The organism is Pseudogemmobacter sonorensis (assembly GCF_042762395.1).
Taxonomy (GTDB): Bacteria; Pseudomonadota; Alphaproteobacteria; order Rhodobacterales; family Rhodobacteraceae; genus Pseudogemmobacter; species Pseudogemmobacter sonorensis.
In genome coordinates this window covers 180121-197093 of record NZ_JBEFZE010000005.1, presented here as the reverse complement: position 1 = coordinate 197093, position 16973 = coordinate 180121, and the positions used below count along the sequence as shown (strand labels likewise).

At 67.7% G+C, this 16973-nt stretch carries 16 protein-coding genes; 5 read left to right on the top strand and 11 right to left on the bottom strand.

Annotated features, from left to right (window positions below):
• The first annotated feature begins 279 nt into the window (after positions 1-279).
• Together ABNX41_RS06285 and ABNX41_RS06280 are read left to right on the top strand one after the other, a co-directional pair.
• Positions 280-1713 carry a leucyl aminopeptidase family protein gene (locus ABNX41_RS06285; RefSeq protein WP_438668867.1) on the top strand — a complete coding sequence of 478 codons (1434 nt, stop codon included), beginning with the start codon at positions 280-282 and terminating at the stop codon, positions 1711-1713.
• Positions 1710-2561, top strand: a complete 852-nt coding sequence (locus tag ABNX41_RS06280; RefSeq protein WP_438668866.1) for a C40 family peptidase — start codon at positions 1710-1712, stop codon at positions 2559-2561. The genes ABNX41_RS06285 and ABNX41_RS06280 overlap by 4 nt, the downstream gene beginning before the upstream one ends.
• A gap of 54 nt (positions 2562-2615) precedes the next feature.
• On the opposite strand, the gene ABNX41_RS06275 is transcribed toward ABNX41_RS06280, so the two are convergent.
• Complete coding sequence (locus tag ABNX41_RS06275) at positions 2616-2963, bottom strand: DUF2794 domain-containing protein (protein WP_438668865.1); 348 nt, start codon at positions 2961-2963, stop codon at positions 2616-2618.
• Positions 2964-3046: 83 nt separating this feature from the next.
• On the bottom strand, positions 3047-4051 hold the full coding sequence (locus ABNX41_RS06270) for an asparaginase (RefSeq protein ID WP_438668864.1): 1005 nt from the start codon (positions 4049-4051) through the stop codon (positions 3047-3049).
• A 199-nt stretch (positions 4052-4250) separates the two neighbouring features.
• Here ABNX41_RS06270 and ABNX41_RS06265 point away from each other — a divergent pair, with 199 nt between their 5' ends.
• On the top strand, positions 4251-4775 hold the full coding sequence (locus ABNX41_RS06265; protein WP_438668863.1) for an invasion associated locus B family protein: 525 nt from the start codon (positions 4251-4253) through the stop codon (positions 4773-4775).
• Between the two features lie 201 nt (positions 4776-4976).
• A complete protein-coding gene (rlmN, locus tag ABNX41_RS06260; RefSeq protein WP_438668862.1) occupies positions 4977-6200 on the top strand; it encodes a dual-specificity RNA methyltransferase RlmN in 1224 nt (407 codons plus the stop codon).
• A gap of 127 nt (positions 6201-6327) precedes the next feature.
• Here rlmN and ccoS read toward each other — a convergent pair whose 3' ends face one another.
• From ccoS to ccoN, 8 genes are all read right to left on the bottom strand, one after another.
• Positions 6328-6486, bottom strand: a complete 159-nt coding sequence (gene ccoS / locus ABNX41_RS06255) for a cbb3-type cytochrome oxidase assembly protein CcoS (RefSeq protein WP_438668861.1) — start codon at positions 6484-6486, stop codon at positions 6328-6330.
• A 47-nt stretch (positions 6487-6533) separates the two neighbouring features.
• Positions 6534-8744 (bottom strand): heavy metal translocating P-type ATPase, encoded by a 2211-nt coding sequence (locus tag ABNX41_RS06250; protein WP_438668860.1) that lies wholly within the window; start codon positions 8742-8744, stop codon positions 6534-6536.
• Between the two features lie 2 nt (positions 8745-8746).
• Positions 8747-9202, bottom strand: coding sequence for a FixH family protein (locus ABNX41_RS06245; RefSeq protein WP_438668859.1), 456 nt, complete (start codon positions 9200-9202; stop codon positions 8747-8749).
• 68 nt (positions 9203-9270) lie between these two features.
• Complete coding sequence (ccoG, locus tag ABNX41_RS06240; protein ID WP_438668858.1) at positions 9271-10716, bottom strand: cytochrome c oxidase accessory protein CcoG; 1446 nt, start codon at positions 10714-10716, stop codon at positions 9271-9273.
• Positions 10717-11128: 412 nt separating this feature from the next.
• Positions 11129-12169, bottom strand: coding sequence for a cytochrome-c oxidase, cbb3-type subunit III (gene ccoP / locus ABNX41_RS06235; RefSeq protein ID WP_438668857.1), 1041 nt, complete (start codon positions 12167-12169; stop codon positions 11129-11131).
• Positions 12169-12366, bottom strand: a complete 198-nt coding sequence (locus tag ABNX41_RS06230) for a cbb3-type cytochrome c oxidase subunit 3 (protein ID WP_438668856.1) — start codon at positions 12364-12366, stop codon at positions 12169-12171. Before ABNX41_RS06230 ends, ccoP begins: the two co-directional genes overlap by 1 nt.
• 10 nt (positions 12367-12376) lie before the next feature.
• Positions 12377-13120 (bottom strand): cytochrome-c oxidase, cbb3-type subunit II, encoded by a 744-nt coding sequence (gene ccoO, locus ABNX41_RS06225; RefSeq protein ID WP_438668855.1) that lies wholly within the window; start codon positions 13118-13120, stop codon positions 12377-12379.
• A gap of 11 nt (positions 13121-13131) precedes the next feature.
• Positions 13132-14736 carry a cytochrome-c oxidase, cbb3-type subunit I gene (ccoN, locus tag ABNX41_RS06220; RefSeq protein ID WP_438668854.1) on the bottom strand — a complete coding sequence of 535 codons (1605 nt, stop codon included), beginning with the start codon at positions 14734-14736 and terminating at the stop codon, positions 13132-13134.
• Between the two features lie 209 nt (positions 14737-14945).
• Between ccoN and ABNX41_RS06215 the strand changes: the two genes are divergently transcribed.
• Positions 14946-15791 carry a universal stress protein gene (locus tag ABNX41_RS06215; protein WP_438668853.1) on the top strand — a complete coding sequence of 282 codons (846 nt, stop codon included), beginning with the start codon at positions 14946-14948 and terminating at the stop codon, positions 15789-15791.
• A gap of 298 nt (positions 15792-16089) precedes the next feature.
• Here the strand turns inward: ABNX41_RS06215 and ABNX41_RS06210 are convergent, their stop codons facing one another.
• Entirely contained in the window at positions 16090-16932 is an 843-nt protein-coding gene (locus tag ABNX41_RS06210) for a lysophospholipid acyltransferase family protein (protein ID WP_438668890.1), read from the bottom strand.
• Positions 16933-16973 lie beyond the last annotated feature (41 nt).

Here is a 16973-nt window from a genome sequence, read left to right as displayed (position 1 = left end):
GCCCTGCGAAACGGCGGAAGCGTGAAGCCCGATGCCGATACGGCCCATTGGTTCGGCCGGTCGGCCGCCCTTGGGCGCTTTCCCCTCCAACTACTCGACGTGCTTCGCGGGGCCGCGCCCAGGTGCGAGAGCTGTCTCTGAGAACAACGGGGCTGAGGCCGGAACATGCGGGCCAGCGGCACCAGCCGGAAGCCGGGCCCGTCCTCCCGCACGGTCGGGCTTGCGGCGGGCGCGGGCGGCGTTAGTCTTCGACCGGCTTCCATTTCCCGGATCATCTTCATGCCCTCGCCCCTTCCCCCGTCCGCCGCATCCGCCGCGCCCGCCTTCGCGGCGCCGGGCACGCCGACCCTGCCCTTCCATGCCGTCGCCTCCGACGCGCTCGACGCCTTCCTCGGCGGCCTGTCGGCCAGCGGCGGAACCCATCATGCCGCCTGGCTGAAGGCCAGCGGATTCACCGGCGCCCTGGGGCAGTTGGTGCTGCTGCCAGGGCCGGAGGGCGGGCTTGCGGGCGCGGTCGCGGGCCTCGGCACCCGGGCCGAGCGCACGCGCAGCCGGTTCGGCATCGCCAAGGCGGTCGCCGCTCTGCCGGGCGGGGCCTGGCATCTTGCCGCGCCCCTTCCCCCCGACGACACCACCGAGACGCTGCTGGCCTGGCTCTTGTCGGGCTATGGGTTCGACCGCTACCGCCCCGGCAAACCGGCGCCCGCGCCCGCCCGACTTCTGCCGCCCGAGGGTTGCGACACCGCGCGGCTTCTGGCCATGGCCGAGGGCGAGTTCCTCACCCGCGACCTGATCAACACACCCGCGCAGGACATGGGCCCCGAGGAACTGGAGGCCGCCGCCTTCGCCCTGGCCGAACGCTTCGGCGCGCGGGCCGGTGCGATCCGGGGCGAGGACCTGCTGGCCCGGAATTTCCCGATGATCCATGCTGTCGGCCGCGCCTCTCCGCGCGCGCCGCGCCTGATCGAGATCGAATGGGGCAGCGAGGGGCCCGCGCTGACGCTGGTCGGAAAGGGGGTCTGTTTCGACACCGGCGGGCTGGATCTGAAACCCTCCTCGGGCATGCTGCTGATGAAGAAGGACATGGGCGGCGCGGCCACGGTGCTGGGGCTGGCCCATATGATCATGGCGTTGAAGCTGCCGCTGCGGCTGCGCGTGCTGATCCCGGCGGTCGAGAATGTGATCGCGGGCAATGCGCAGAAGCCGAAGGACATCCTGACCAGCCGCAAGGGCCTGACGGTCGAGGTGAACAACACCGATGCCGAAGGCCGCCTGGTGCTGGCCGATGCGCTGGCGCTTGCGGTCGAGCGGCCGGTGGACCTGGTGATCTCGATGGCGACGCTGACCGGGGCGGCGCGGGTGGCCGTCGGCCCGGATCTGGCGCCCTACTGGACCGACGACGATCACCTCGCCGCCGCGCTTGAGACGGGGGCGAAGGCGGGGCTGGATCCGGTCTGGCGCATGCCCTTCCATCAACCCTACGAATCGGTGATCGAGCCCGGGATCGCCGATCTGGACAATGCGCCTTCCTTCGGTTTCGCAGGCGCGATCACGGCGGCACTGTTCCTGCGCCGCTTCGCCGACCATCCGCGCTATCTGCATTTCGACATCTACGGCCATATCCCCAATGCCGCCCCCGCCCGCCCCAAGGGCGGCGCGGGCCAGGGCGCGCGGGCGGTGCTTGAGGCTTTGCCCCGGATGCTCGGCCTGTGACCGACCGCCGCCTGACGCCGTTCTCGGGCCGGGTCGGCCATGTCTCGCTGGCCGGGCGCATCGCCGATGCAGCGCTGACCGAGGGGGAGCCCGCACGGATCCTGCGCCCGCTGGCCGCGCTGCGCGCAGCACCCGGCGGGGCGATCGACAGGCAACTCCTTTATGGCGAGGCGGTGAGCGTGATCGACCGCCGCGACGGCCACGCCTTCGCCATGGCGAAGAAGGACGGCTATTGCGGCTGGCTGGCCGAGGCGGATCTGGCCCCCGCCCGCGCCCCCACGCATCGGCTGATCACCCCCGCGAGCCATCTCTACCCCGAGCCGAGGGTGCAGGCCGAGCCCCTGCATCCCTTGTGGCTGAACGCGCTTCTGACCGTGGTCGACAGCACCGAGGCCGCGGGTGGCGCGCCTTCGGGCGGCACCGGCGCATGGGCGCGCACGCCCGAGGGCTTCGTCCCAGCCCGCCATCTCGCCCCGCTCGGGGTCTTTGCCGTGGATCCAGTGACCGTCGCGGAAAGCCTTCTGTGCGCGCCCTATCTGTGGGGCGGCAATTCGGCGGCGGGGGTCGATTGCTCGGGCCTCGTGCAACTGGCCTTCCATGCCGCCGGGCGCGGGATGCCCGCCGACAGCGACCTGCAGCAGGCGCTTGGCGCCGATGTGGCGCAAGGCGATGAGCAGCGGGGCGATCTGGTGTTCTGGAAGGGCCATGTCGCGCTGGTGACCGGCCCGGACCGGATCATCCATGCCAATGGCCACAGCATGAACGTGGCCCATGAGACCCTGTCGGCGGCCTCTGCGCGGATCGAAGGCGCCGGGGGCGGCCCGATCCTGGCGCGCAAGCGGGTCTGAGGCGGATCCCCTGTCCGTGCCCGCCCTGCTCCTGACCGCCCCTGCCGGGACAGGTCAGTCGATGGGGCGGATCAGCTTGCGCTCCAGCACCCGCAGCACCGCCTCAAGGTCATGACCGCGGCGCAGGACCTGCCCGCCCTCGCCGATCACGGCATAGATCCCCTGTTTCGCCCGCAGCTTCGGGCGTTTCTCGATCCGGTAGAGCGGATGTTCGGCGGTGCGGCGGAAGACGGCGAAGACCGCGACCTCGCGCCCCGGCGAGATGCCGTAATCGCGCCATTCGCCCGCCGCGACCATCTGGCCGTAAAGCCGCAGGATCACCGAAAGCTCGCGCCGGTCGAAGGCTACCGGATCGGTGACCCGCCCGGGCGGGGTGAATGGCACGGGTGCTTCCATGTTCATGGGGGAAGTCTGCCGTCCCGGCGGCGGCAAATCAAGCGCGGGATGTCATCTTGCCGTTACCGCGCCTTGCCCCCCGGGCGCCCTCAGCCGAAACCGGGGGCGGTGCGGATCTCGCCGGTCTCGATCCCGCGCCAGTTCTTCTGCACCGGGTTCAGCCGCCGGACCGCCGCCGGATGGGCGGGATCCAGCGCGCCCAGCCGGACCAGCAGCGCCGCCACCGCCGCCTCGGAGGCGCGCGCATTGCCGTCGAGCGCCTTCAGCGCGATACCGATGCCGCGCTCGGGCAGGATGGCGACAAAAACGCCCTCGGCGCCGGTCTTGACCGCGACCTTGCCGCCCATGGCGCGCATCAATTCGGTGCATGCGCGCCCCTCGCCCGCGACAAGCTCGGGGTGGCGGGCCATGGCCGCAACCAGCCGCGCCATCGCGCTTTCACGCGCGCCCGCGCCTTCGCGGGCCCTGGCGAAAGCCGCCATGGCCCCCGCCAGACCCGCGACCGAAAAGGCGAAATTCGGCGCCGAACAGCCGTCGACCCCCCAGCCCGAGACGGTCTCGCCCGTGACCTCTTCGGAAGCGGCGCGGATCGCGCGTTGCAGGGGATGGTCGATCTCGTGATATTCGGCGCCCCAGCCCTGATGCCGGACCACGGTCAGAAAGCCAGAATGCTTGCCCGAGCAGTTGTTGTGCAACTGGCACGGCGCCGACCCGGCGCGGATCAGGCGGTCGCGCTCTTCCCGGTCGGCGGGTTCATGCGCACCGCAGCGCAGGTCGGACTCGGCAAGGCCCAGATCGGCGATCCAGCGCCCGGCCATTTCCACATGAAGATGCGCGCCCTGATGGCTGGCGCAGGCAAGCGCAAGATGCGCCTCGCCCAACCCCGCGGCATCGGCCGCCCCGGTCTCGACCAATGGCAGCGCCTGGATCATCTTGCAGGAGGATCGCGGGAAGATCACCGCATCGGGATTGCCCCATTGCGCGACGATCCCGCCCGCGTCGCAGATCACGGCATGGCCCAGATGGGTGCTTTCCAGCACGCCCCCGCGCCACAGCTCGGCCATGGGCGCCGCGCCCTGATTGACTTGATCCATCACCCGCCCTCACAGATCTGCGATTTTCCGCCCATGGGGCTTTCGCCCAACGGCCTTTTTGCGTATTTCTCGATTATCGGGTTCAGGTCGCGCCCGCCAGCCGAGAATGATCCCCCGGGGCGCAACCCCTCCGGGCATGGGTCACGCAGCGCGCGGAACGCGGACAGAGGCAAAAGACAGCTTGGAGGCTGCGAGAAACATGACTTCCGCCCTTCGCCGCGCGCTCGGCGCCGCCGCAATCACTCTGGTCGCGCCGATGGCAGCACATGCGCAGGAATCGACCAATCGCGTCGGCACCATGACCGACTGGAACGTCTTCGTCGAGGAGAGCCCCTCGAAGGAATGCTGGGGCGTGTCGAAGCCCAAGGAAACCCTGAACACCCGCGACGGCCAGCCCGCCTCGGTCCGGCGGGGCGAGATCTTGCTGTTCGTCACCTTCCGTCCGGGCCGCCCGGGCGAGATCTCCTTCACCGGCGGCTATCCTTTCGCCAGCGGCTCGACCGTCAGCGTCGATGTCGACGGGCGGCAGTTCCAGTTGTTCACGGATGGCGAATGGGCCTGGTCGGGATCGGCGGCGGATGACGCGGCCCTGGTCGCGGCGATGCGGGCGGGCACCAATGCCAAGCTGACGGCGCGTTCGGGCCGGGGCACCCAGACCGACGATACCTTTTCGCTGCGCGGCTTCACCGCCGCGATGAACGACGCGGCCGCGCGCTGCCAATAGCCCGCGCCCCGGCCCGGCCACCACCGATCCCTGCGGATTTCGCGCCCTGTGATGCAGGGCGCGCTTTCTTTTTCCGGGAAATCCCCTATATCCGCACGCAATACCCCCGGATCGGGCCCGCCCAAGGCGCGCACCCGATTCCCGTAGCCTCGTTTCCATAGCCCCAAGTGTCGCAAGACCGCCTGTCGAAAGGCCCAAGCCATGAATATCCCCGTCCTTCCGTCCAGCCGCGATGCGGCCAAGGCCTCGGCCCCGATCACCCAGGATGTGCTGACGATTCCGCGCAAGCTTCCCGAAAGCGGGCGGATCAACATCCTCGGCCTGACCCGTCCCGCCCTGCGCGAGGCGCTGATCGCCGCGGGCACGCCCGAGAAACAGGCTAAGATGCGCCTGGGCCAGATCTGGCAATGGGTCTATCACTGGGGCGTGCGGGATTTCGCGCGGATGACCAACCTGTCGAAGGATTATCGCGCCCTGCTGGCCGACAGGTTCGAGATCGCCCTGCCCGAGGTGGTCTCGCGCCAGGTCTCGGCCGACGGCACCCGCAAATATCTGGTGCGGATCGCGGGCGGCCATGAGGTCGAGGTGGTCTATATCCCCGAGGAGGGCCGCGGCACGCTTTGCGTCAGCAGCCAGGTCGGCTGCACCCTGACCTGTTCCTTCTGCCATACCGGCACGCAGCGGCTGGTGCGCAACCTGACCGCGGGCGAGATCGTCGGCCAGGTCATGCTGGCGCGCGACGATCTGGGCGAATGGCCCGAGCCGGGCGAGGGCTCGATCTCGGAGCGGCTTGTCTCGAACATCGTGCTGATGGGCATGGGCGAGCCGCTTTACAATTTCGACGCCGTGCGCGACGCGATGAAAGTGGTGATGGATGGCGAGGGGATCGCCCTCGGCCGCCGCCGGATCACGCTTTCGACCAGCGGCGTCGTCCCCGAGATCGCCCGCACCGCGCAGGAGATCGGCTGCCAGCTCGCGGTCTCCTTCCATGCCACCACCGACGAGGTGCGCGACCGGCTGGTGCCGATCAACAAGAAGTGGAACATCGCCGAATTGCTGACGGCGCTGCGCGACTATCCGAAACTGTCCAATTCCGAGCGGATCACCTTCGAATATGTGATGCTGAAGGACGTGAACGATTCCGATGCCGATGCGCGGCGGCTGGTCCGGCTGATCGCGGGGATCCCGGCGAAGATCAACCTGATCCCGTTCAACGAATGGCCCGGCAGCCCCTATCAACGCTCGGACTGGGAGCGGATCGAGGCCTTCGCCGACATCATCTACAAGGCGGGCTATGCCTCGCCGATCCGCACGCCCCGGGGTGAGGATATCATGGCCGCCTGCGGCCAGCTGAAATCCGCGACCGAGCGGGCGCGCAGGGCCCGCCCCGCCGCAGCCGCGCCGGTTGTGGCTGGCGAAGGCTGAGGCCGCCCCCATTCGGACTGGCAAGATCCTTTGCCTCGGGCCCGGGCGCGGCGCGGCCTTTCCGGCGGCTTGACGCAGTCTGGCGCGTAGCGCGCGCCCAGGGGCCTCTGCCCCGATGAAGGCCGGATCAGGGCCGGGGCTTGTCGTCCCAGTCCTTGGTCAGGATGCGGTTCGCATCGCCCTCGGGGTCGTCGAACTGGCGCGAGCGCATCGACCAGACGAAGGCCAGAAGCCCCAGAAAGCCCAGGAAAAGCGAAACCGGAATCAGGATGCCCAGAATTTCCATCGCGTCATTCTCCGATCATTTCTGGCTCCGATCATTCCAGGCTTCGGTCATTTCAGGCGCAGCGCGTTCAGCGAAACCGTGATCGAGGATAGCGACATCGCCAGCGCCGCCGCAAGCGGGGTGCAAAGCCCCACCAGCGCCAGCGGCACCGCGATCACATTGTAACCCGCCGAGATCTGGAAGTTCTCGACAATCCGCTTTGTGGTCTGGCGGCTGATGCGCAGGGCATCGGCGATCGGCGCCATGTCCCTGCCCAAGAGCACGATGTCCGAGGCCGCCCGCGCCGCATCCAGCGCGGTCGCGGGCGAGATCGAGACATGCGCCTCGGCCAGCGCCGCCGTGTCGTTCAGCCCGTCGCCCACCATCAGCACCTTGGCGCCTTCGGATTTCAGCCGCGCGACATGGGCGGATTTCTCGGCGGGCAGCACACCCGCTTGCCAGTCGGCGATGCCCAGCCGTTCGGCCAGCGCGCCGACCGCCGCCGGATTGTCGCCCGAAAGCAGCACGACCTTGTGCCCCGCCGCCGAAAGCGCCGCCATCACCTCGACCGCGCCGGGGCGCAGCCGGTCGGCGAAGGTGAAGGCACGCGCCGCGCCCTCGCCGGTGGACAGATAGGTCGCGGTCTCGGCCACGCCCTCGGCGCCGCACCATTCGGCGCGGCCAAGGCGGACACGGCGCCCCTTCCACAGCCCCTCGATCCCATAGCCCGGCGCCTCGCGGATCTCCTCGACGCGGGCGGGACGATAGCCTTTGGCGCGCGCCGCCTCGGCCAGCGCCAGCGCCAAGGGATGCGACGAGGCCCCGGCCAACGCCAGCGCCACCTCGACCGCCGGGGCGGGATGGCTGTCGAGGTTCAGCGCCTCGGGCGTGCCCATGGTCAGGGTGCCGGTCTTGTCGAAGACCACGGTATCGACCTCGGCCAGACGCTCCAGCGCGGTGCCCTGCTTGATCAGAAGGCCCTTGCGGAACAGCTTGCCCGAGGCCGCGGTGATCACCGCAGGCACCGCAAGGCCAAGCGCGCAGGGGCAGGTGATGATCAGCACCGCCGCCGAGATGTTGACGGCATAGCGGATGTCGCCCCCGGTCGCCCACATCCAGTAGCCGAAGGCCGAGAAGGACAGGATATGGACCAGCGGCGAATAGAGTTTCGACGCCCTGTCGGCGAGAGAGGTATAGCGCGTGCGCGCCGATTCCGCGACCGCGACCAGATCCGCCATCCGGTGCAGCGAGGAATCGCGCCCCGCCGCCGTCACCCGCAGCGTGAGCGGCCCGGTCAGGTTGACCTCGCCCGCCGACACACGCGCGCCGGGGGCGACAGGAACCGGCAGGGTCTCGCCGGTCAGAAGGCTGCGGTCCAGTTCGGACGCGCCGCATTCCACCACGCCGTCGACCGGCATCCGCCCGCCCGGACGCACCAGCACCAGATCCCCCGCCAGGACATCGGCGATGGGTCTGACGACCTCGGTGCCATCCGCCTCGATCACGGTGGCGCGCGGCACTTCCAGCGCGGCCAGCTCCTGCGCGGCCGAGCGCGCCACGGCGCGGGTGCGATGGTCGAGATAGCGGCCGAGCAGCAGGAAGAAACACAGCATCACCGCCGCGTCGAAATAGGCGTGGTGGCCGGAATGGATGGTCTCGAAGACCGAGATCGACGAGGCCAGCACCAGCGCGAGGCTGATCGGGAAATCCATCCCCAGCCGCCCCGCCTTCAGCCCGGCCCAGGCCGAGCGGAAGAAGGGCTGGCCGGAAAAGGCCACGGTCGGCAGCGCGATGGCGGCCGAGATCCAGTGGAACAGATCGCGGGTGACGCCATCGGCGCCCGACCAGACCGCGACCGACAGCAGCATGACGTTCATCATCGAGAAAAACGCCACGCCAAGCCGCATCAGCAGGTCGCGGCCCTGGCGGTCGGTCTCGGTCGCGGACAGAAGGCCGGGGTCGAGTTCATGCGCCTCATAGCCCTCGCGCGCCAGCGCCGCGACCAGGTCGGGCACCGTCACCTGCGGCTCGGCATCGACCGAGACGCGGCGCAGGGTCAGGTTCAGGCGCGCCGAACGCACCCCGGGCAGACGGCCGAGCGCGGTCTCGACCGTCGAGATGCAGGCCGCGCAATGCGCGGCGGGCAGGGACAGGATGATCCGCGCGTCCGGGGCGGGCGCCGACGCCATATCCGCCGCCGAGGGCGCCGCGACGCAGGCCGGGCAGGCCGACAGCCCGCCGGGGGATTCGGTGTCGAAACGCTCTCCCGCGATGGCCATGGCTAGTCCCTCACCATGAAATCGACGCGCTTTTCGAACAGCGTGCCATCCTTGGCCCGGGCCCAGACCTTGATCATCCAGGCGCCGTTGGCAAGCGGCACCTCGGCCTCGTAATGGCCATTCAGCCAGGTGAAATCGGGCCGCACGTCGTCTTCCGCGCGGGTGGTGCGGCCGATCAGCACCTCAAGCGAGGAAACCTCGACCGGCGTTCCGGCGCCATCGGCGAAGGCGACCACCATCCGGCCCCGGTCGTAGGTCGGGCTCACGGTCCAGCCAAGCGCCTCTTGCGCGTCGCGGCGGGCGTTGAACTCCTGGCTGGCGACGTAAGAGTTGCGGACCTCAAGCCCCGGGAAGGTCGAGACAGCCTTCCAGGCCATGGTGAAATTCACCGCAATGATGATCGCGAAGGCGCCGACGGTGATGGCCAGAACGTGGTGGCCCTTGAGTTCGCTTTTCATGCCGTCCCTTTCCATTCGTTCCATTGCCGCCCCCGGCGCCGACTTGCCGACCCCGAGCCGCCCCCCGGTCACTCGCCCGCGCCGTTGAACACGGTGTTGCGGAAGACCCTGTCGCGGGTGGGCGCGTCAGACGTGCCCTGACCCTCGACCCAGATCTGCACCTCGCTGCGGTCGGCCAGGGCGGCGGCGCTGTCGGGCGCCGCGCTCAGGTAAAGCCGCACCTGCGCGGTCTCGTTCGCGGCCACCTCGACCCGGTTCAGGCCCCAGGCCTCCTCCGCCCCCTCGACCGCCAGGCCCAGGGGCACCTCCGAGACCACCGAGAGGGTGAACCAGCGGGCCTCGCCATGCTTGTTCCTGACCCGCAGGTCATAGGTGTTGCGGATGGTGCCGTCCGACAGCATCACATAGGTCGGATTGCGCACCGGCGTCACGTTCAGGTCGATGTCCGAGCGCAGGAACAAGGCCACCACCAGCGCCGCGCCGACCCCGCTCCACAGCACGGTGTAGAGGATCGTGCGGAGCCGGAAAACATGCTTCCAGATGCTGATCTTCGGCTTGCCCGCGCGCTCATGCGCCTCGTCGGTCAGGGCGATGTAGTCGATCAGGCCGCGAGGCTTGCCGATCTTGTCCATCATGTCGTTGCAGGCGTCGATGCAAAGGCCGCAGGTGATGCAGGCCAGTTGCTGGCCGTTCCTGATGTCGATCCCCATCGGGCAGACGTTGACGCAGGCCATGCAGTCGATGCAATCGCCATTGCCCGTGTCGCCCTTCTTGCCGCGCGGCTCGCCACGCCAGTCGCGATAGGCAACGGTGATCGTGTCCTCGTCCATCATCGCGGCCTGGATGCGCGGCCAGGGGCAGGCGTAGATGCAGATCTGCTCGCGCGCGAATCCCCCGAAGGTGAAGGTGGTGGCGGTCAGGATCAGCATGGTGATCCAGGCGACCGGATGGGCGCTGAAGGTCAGCAGGTCGCGCGCAAGCGTCGGCGCATCGGTGAAGTAGAAGATCCAGGCCCCGCCGGTGGCCAGCGCGATCAGGAACCAGGCCACCCATTTCACCGCGCGCTTGCGGATCTTTTCACCATTCCAGCCCTGGCGATGCAGGCGGATCCGGGCGTTGCGGTCGCCCTCGATCCAGCGCTCGACCAGGATGAAAAGGTCGGTCCAGACCGTCTGGGGGCAGGCATAGCCGCACCAGACCCGCCCGGCGGCGCTGGTGAACAGGAACAGCCCCAGCCCCGCCATGATCAGAAGGCCCGCCACGAAATAGAATTCATGCGGCCAGATCTCGATCATGAAGAAGAAGAAGCGCCGATGCGCCATGTCGATCAGCACGGCCTGGTCGGGCAGGTTCGGCCCCCGGTCCCAGCGGAGCCAGGGGGTGATGTAATAGATCCCCAGGGTGATCGCCATGATCCACCATTTGGCGGTGCGGAAGGCACCTTTCACACGGCGCGGGAAGATCGGCTCACGCGCCGCATAAAGGCTCGGCGGGCTGGCTTCGGAGGAGGACACGGAAATCTCCGGGCTGGGATGCGACTTTGAACCTGCTATCGCAGGAAGGCCGGTGCCCGGCCTTGACCTGCATCAATAGCCGCTCCTTCCGGCGAGGGTGATCGGACAGCGGGCCGCAGGGCGGATTGTCGCGGTCGGAGGGCGCGTGCGCGGGATGAAATCTGGAGGCAAGGCGCGGCGTGCAGCGCGCAATGCGTGGCAAAGCCCCGGCCACCCCAAGGAAACGCGCGAACAGGAAGGGAGACCGGGGCCGCATCCCGGACTTTGCCGGGTATGGCGACAGCTTTGCCAGCCCGCCGCCCGCGCCGCCTTGACCTGCATCAAACGGCGGGCGCGGAACAGCGCCTAGAAAAGCGAAGACGGCGACCCCGAGGGGCCGCCGTCCGCCGTGCCTTCCGTTGCGCAGGCGCGCTTACTGCCCACCGCCCAGGCTGTGGACGTAATAGCTGACCGCGCGGATCTCGTCCTCGCTCAGCCGCGCGTTCCAGTTCGGCATCACGCCGAAACGGGCGTAGTTGACCGATTCGGTGATCGCCTCGCGCGAGCCGCCGTAAAGCCAGATCCGGTCGGTCAGGTTGGGCGCCCCCTGGAAGATGTCGCCCGTGCCGGTTTCGCCATGGCAGGCCGCGCAATTGTCGGCGAAGACCACCTCGCCCCCCGCCGCGAGCGCCGAATCGTGGTCCTGGCCCGAGATCTGGAGGACATATTCCACGACGGCGGTGATCTCCTCGCGCTCCAGCAACTCGTCGACACCATAGCGCGGCATCTCGGAATAGCGCGCATCCGCATCGGTGGTATTGCGGATCCCGTGGGTCACGGTCAGGTGGATATCCTCCATCGTGCCGCCCCAGAGCCAGTCGTCGTCCAGAAGGTTGGGATAGCCAAGCTCGGCGATGCCGCTGGCCCCCGCGCCGTGGCATTGCGCGCAATAGGTGCGGAAGACGGCGGCGCCCGCATTCTCGGCGAAGCTCGCCAGTTGCGGGTCGTTCTGGATCTCGTTCAGATCGGTCTCGACCAGTTGCTGCTTGATCGCGGCATTCTGCGAGTCCCAGCTCGCCATCTCGACCGCGACATCCTCGCGGGTCGAGTGGCCCAGAAGGCCCCGGGTGGCCTGGCTTACCAGCGGCCAGGCCGGATAGAGGATCGTATAGCCGATTCCCCAGACGATGGTCGCATAGAACACCCAGACCCACCAGCGCGGCATCGGGTTGTCGAATTCCTCGATCCCGTCCCACTGGTGGCCGGTGGTGGCGACCTGAAGCGGCAGCTTCCCGCGTGCCGCCGCCTTGCGGGCCGCCGCCGGGGGCAGCGGCGCGTGAAGCGCCTTGCCCTGGGCCTCACCGCCCGGGTTTTGCAGGATATCGGCCTTGTGGCCCTGATCCGCGGCCAGACGGTCCAGCTCGATCCGGTTGTCGGGATTGTGCGGGCTGTCGTGCTTGTCGTTCTCGGCCATCACCGGACCTCCTCGTCGCGGGTTCCGTCTGCGGGAACTGGCTTGCTGTCGTTGCGGAAGATCGAATGGGCGATCTCGTCGTGGACCTTGCGGCTGCCGGGCCGGAAGGCCCACAGGATCACGCCCAGAAAGACCAGGAACAGCGCCAGCAGCCCCCAACTGTCCGCCAATTGGCGCAGGAAGGAATATTGCTCCATTTCGGCCCCCTCAGCGGTTCGGATCCGGCGTGAAGGTCGAGAAATCGACCATCGTGCCCAGAACCTGGATATAGGCGATCAGCGCATCCATCTCGGTCAGCGCGGGCTGGCCGTCGAAGTTGCGCACGTTGATCGCAGTGCCGAAGGCCGCCTCGCCGTAGCGCTCTTCCAGCCCCGAGGGGTCGGCATCGGGATCGGCCTGGGCCAGGAAATCGGCCCGGGCATTGGCGATCATGTCCTCGGTATAGGGCACGCCGACCAGCGCATGGGTCTTGACCACCTGCTCGATCAGCCTGCCATCCAGCCGCCGGTTGGCAAGAAAGCCATAGGGCGGCATCACCGATTCCGGCACCACGGATTTCGCATCCATGAAGTGATCGACATGCCATTCGTCCGAATAGCGCCCGCCGACGCGGGCCAGATCCGGCCCGGTGCGCTTCGAGCCCCATTGGAACGGATGGTCATACATCGATTCCGCGGCAAGGCTGTAATGGCCGTAGCGGGTCACCTCGTCGCGCATGGGTCGGATCATCTGGCTGTGGCAGTTGTAGCAGCCCTCGCGGATGTAGATGTCGCGCCCCGCCAGCTCCAGAGGCGTGTAGGGGCGCATGCCGTCCACCTTCTCGATGGTGTTTTCCAGGTAGAACAGCGGCACGATCTGGACGATCCCGCCGATGGTCACCACAAGGAAGGCCAGCACCATCAGAAGCGTGGCGTGGGTCTCGATCTTCTTGTGTTTGTCAAGCAAAGCCATGATGGGACCCCTTATTCCGCCGGCACGAAGTTGTTGGCGTTGACCGGGGCCTTGGCCGACTGGGCACGCACCGTCATGTAGAGATTCCAGGCCATGATCAGCGCGCCGACCAGATACATCCCGCCGCCAAGCGCCCGCACGAGGTTCATCGGGAATTTGGCCGCGACCGTATCGGCGAAGGCGTTCACGAGGAAACCGTTCGCGTCGACTTCACGCCACATCAGGCCCTCCATGATCCCCGAGACCCACATCGCGCTGGCGTAGAGAACGATGCCGATGGTCGCGAGCCAGAAGTGCCAGGAGACCAGCTTGAGGCTGTAAAGCCCGTCGCGGTTCCAAAGACGCGGCGTCAGGAAGTAAAGCGCGCCGAAGGTGATCATGCCGTTCCAGCCAAGCGCGCCGGAATGGACGTGGCCGATGGTCCAGTCGGTGTAATGCGACAGCGAGTTCACCGTCTTGATCGACATCATCGGGCCTTCGAAGGTGGACATGCCGTAAAAGCCGATGGCGATCACCATCATGCGGATCACCGGATCGGTGCGCAGCTTGTCCCAGGCGCCCGAAAGGGTCATCAGGCCGTTGATCATGCCGCCCCAGCTTGGCATCCACAGGATGATCGAGAACACCATGCCAAGGGTCGAGGCCCAGTCGGGCAGCGCGGTGTAATGCAGGTGGTGCGGACCGGCCCAGATATACAGGAAGATCAGCGCCCAGAAGTGGATGATCGAAAGCTTGTAGCTGAAGACCGGCCGCTCGGCCTGTTTGGGCACGAAGTAATACATCATGCCAAGGAAGCCCGCGGTCAGGAAGAAGCCAACCGCGTTATGGCCATACCACCACTGGATCATCGCATCCTGCACGCCCGAGGTGACCTGCACCGATTGCGAGCTGAAGATCGAGACCGGGATCGCCATGTTGTTCACAAGATGCAGCATGGCGATGGTGATGATCATCGACAGGTAGAACCAGTTGGCGACATAGATATGGGGCTCCTTGCGCTTGAAGAGCGTGCCCGCATAGACCGCAAGGAACGAGACCCAGACGACGACGATCCACCAGTCGATATACCAGACCGGCTCGGCGTATTCCTTGCCCTGGGTTCCGCCCAGGACATAGGACGAGGCCGCCAGCACGATCATCAGGTTCCAGCCCCAGAACACGAACCAGCCCAGGTTCCCGCCCCACAGCCGCACGGCGCTGGTGCGCTGCACGACGTAGAAGGCGGTGCAGATCAGCGCATTGCCGCCAAAGGCGAAGATCACCGCGCTGGTGTGCAGGGGCCGCAGCCGCCCGAAATTGCCGATGCCCTGAAGCGCCTCGAAATTCAGCCAGGGAAAGGCCAGCTGCAATGCGATGACGACACCGACGAGAAAGCCGACGATGCCCCAGAAAGCCGTCGCGATCACGCCCCAGCGGACCACGCCGTCAAGATATTCGTTTTCAGTTGCTACTTTGGGTTCCCCCACGCCGCGCAGCACCACGATGAACGTGATGGCCGCCGCCAGCATGACGATGATCGCATTGACCATATAGGCCAGATCGTGCGCGTAATTGGCGGCGATAGCGGCGAATGCCGCTATCGCGCCAAGCACGATCAGCTTGGCGTAATCCCACATTTTGCGTCCCTTGTCCTTGCTTTCTACCGGGCTGGAGGCAAAGCGACTCGCCCCCTGAGCGGAGTTGTGACTAAGTGCGTATATGGAGCGAGGGGTATTCACCGCCTTGATCTGCGTCAACACCGCGCCCGCCCGGATTTGACTTCAATCAAGGCGGGCGGGAACATGCCCTGATAGTTCCAGCCTTGGAAACACGCAGGGAGGCAGACATGGCCTACAAATCGATTCTCACCGTCGCCGCCGCGCCCGAGGGCGCGGGGATCGCCGTCGACGCGGGCGCGAAGCTCGCGCTCAAGGGCGATGCCCATCTTGAGGCGCTGTCGATCGGGGTGGACCGCACCCAGCTTGGCTATTCCTATATCGGGGCCGGGGCGGTGATGATCCAGGTCGCGATGGAGCGCGCCGAGGAAGAGGCCCGCGCCAATGAAAAGGCGCTGAAAGAGGCGCTTGAGGCCCAGGGGCCCGACCTGCGCTCTTCGCTCGATTCCGTGGTGGCCCAGCTTGGGGCCGTGGGCGATCTGGTCGCGGCGCGGGCGCGCTACAGCGATCTGGTGGTGCTGTCGAAACCCTATGGCCCCGCGGCCGGCCCCGAAGCCGAGGCCGTGGTCGAGGCCGCGATGTTCGAAGGCGGCGCGCCGGTGCTGATCGTGCCGGAAACCGGGCTCGCCTCGGCCACGCCGCGCCGCGTGGTGCTGGCCTGGAACCAGAGCCGCGAGGCGCTGGTGGCCGCGCGGCGTGCGCTGCCGCTCTTGAAAACCGCCGAGCAGGTGGTCATCACCGTGGTCGATCCGCCGGTGCATGGCCCGGAGCGGTCGGACCCCGGCGGCATGCTGTGCCAGCTTCTGGTGCGCCATGGCGTCAAGGCCGAGGTCTCGGTCCTGGCCAAGACCCTGCCCCGCGTCTCGGACGTTCTGGCGCGCCAGTGCCAGGACCTGGACGCCGAGCTTCTGGTGATGGGCGCCTATGGCCATTCGCGCTTCCGCGAGGCGATCCTGGGCGGCGCGACCCGCAATTCGCTGGAAGCGACCCAGGTGCCGGTCTTCCTGGCGCATTGAGCGTCGGCCGCGTCCGCGCGTCCGGGTCCTTGCCCGGGGGTATCGGAACGGCGGGGCGCAGGTTCGCCCGCGATGCTCCGCCCGGCAGGTTCGCCGGGATTGGTTCAGGTTCGGGCATGGCCGCCTTTGCGCCGCCTTTGCCATGCGCGGCGCCATTCGCGCCACGCGGCCCTGCCGGTCTGCGGCGCATCCGCTTGGAAGCGGCGCCAGGCCTTGGTTTCGGACTGCAACCTTTGCCCCGCCTCCCCTCCGCCCGGCGCAAGGCGGGCCAAGTTCGGCCCGCCGGGCAGCCCCCGGATCAGCGCCCCAATGACAGCGTGTGTTCGCGCAGCCAGGCCAGGAAGCCCCTGGGATTGCTTTCCCATTTCTTCAATTCCGAGGCCGGGATCGGCTCGCCGATCACCGGGCGCTGCGGCTTGAAAAGCGCCCGCTTGATCTCATAAAGCAACAGGCCCTGGCGCAACGTGTCCGAGATCCGGTTCGCGATCAGGAAAGCGCGGCTGTTCTGGCCGGGAAAGAAGATCGGCACGATCGTCGCGCCGGAAGAGCGCACGATCTTGTGGGTGAAGACGTTCCATTCCGCCTCGACGGCCGGGCCCCACCAGGTCTCGGACATCGCGACCTTGCCCGCCGGGAACAGGATGATCACCCCCCCGGCCTTGAGATGGCGCATCGTGTCGTCGCGCATCTGAAGCCCGAGGGCGCGGGCGTTTTCCTCATGCGGGAAGGGGACGGGGATCATGAATTCCTCGACCTCGGGGATGCCGGTCAGCAAGGAGCGGGTCAGGATCTTGAAATCCGAGCGCACGCGATTGACCATCTCGGCCATGACCATGCCATCGACCAGGCCCGAGGGATGGTTCGCCACCACCACCACCGGGCCGGTGGCCGGGATGCGGGCGATCTCTTCGGGCGGGGTGTCGATGCGGATCCCCATGTGGCGGATCGCCTTGGGCCAGAACGGCGCGCCGAACGGGGCGCCGGATTTCTCGAAACTGCGGATCAGGCGCAGGAGCTGGATCTTGGCGGTCAGCCATTCGATGGCGCGGATCGTGCCCGCCTTGAACGGATTCCTGAACGTGCCCGCATAGGACAGGCGCCGCATATCATAAGGTTTGTCCGCGGGTGCCCCCGCCGTCATCCCGGCGGGGCTGTCGACAGGCGGCGGCGCGTTCTGACTGT

Coding starts and splice junctions, on each gene's coding strand:
- ABNX41_RS06285 (WP_438668867.1), top strand. CDS start 280: ATGCCCTCGCCCCTTCCCCCGTCCGCCGCATCCGCCGCGCCCGCCTTC.
- ABNX41_RS06275 (WP_438668865.1), bottom strand. CDS start 2,963: ATGAACATGGAAGCACCCGTGCCATTCACCCCGCCCGGGCGGGTCACC.
- ABNX41_RS06270 (WP_438668864.1), bottom strand. CDS start 4,051: ATGGATCAAGTCAATCAGGGCGCGGCGCCCATGGCCGAGCTGTGGCGC.
- ABNX41_RS06265 (WP_438668863.1), top strand. CDS start 4,251: ATGACTTCCGCCCTTCGCCGCGCGCTCGGCGCCGCCGCAATCACTCTG.
- rlmN (WP_438668862.1), top strand. CDS start 4,977: ATGAATATCCCCGTCCTTCCGTCCAGCCGCGATGCGGCCAAGGCCTCG.
- ccoS (WP_438668861.1), bottom strand. CDS start 6,486: ATGGAAATTCTGGGCATCCTGATTCCGGTTTCGCTTTTCCTGGGCTTT.
- ABNX41_RS06250 (WP_438668860.1), bottom strand. CDS start 8,744: ATGGCCATCGCGGGAGAGCGTTTCGACACCGAATCCCCCGGCGGGCTG.
- ABNX41_RS06245 (WP_438668859.1), bottom strand. CDS start 9,202: ATGAAAAGCGAACTCAAGGGCCACCACGTTCTGGCCATCACCGTCGGC.
- ccoP (WP_438668857.1), bottom strand. CDS start 12,169: ATGGCCGAGAACGACAAGCACGACAGCCCGCACAATCCCGACAACCGG.
- ABNX41_RS06230 (WP_438668856.1), bottom strand. CDS start 12,366: ATGGAGCAATATTCCTTCCTGCGCCAATTGGCGGACAGTTGGGGGCTG.
- ccoO (WP_438668855.1), bottom strand. CDS start 13,120: ATGGCTTTGCTTGACAAACACAAGAAGATCGAGACCCACGCCACGCTT.
- ccoN (WP_438668854.1), bottom strand. CDS start 14,736: ATGTGGGATTACGCCAAGCTGATCGTGCTTGGCGCGATAGCGGCATTC.
- ABNX41_RS06215 (WP_438668853.1), top strand. CDS start 14,946: ATGGCCTACAAATCGATTCTCACCGTCGCCGCCGCGCCCGAGGGCGCG.
- ABNX41_RS06210 (WP_438668890.1), bottom strand. CDS start 16,932: ATGACGGCGGGGGCACCCGCGGACAAACCTTATGATATGCGGCGCCTG.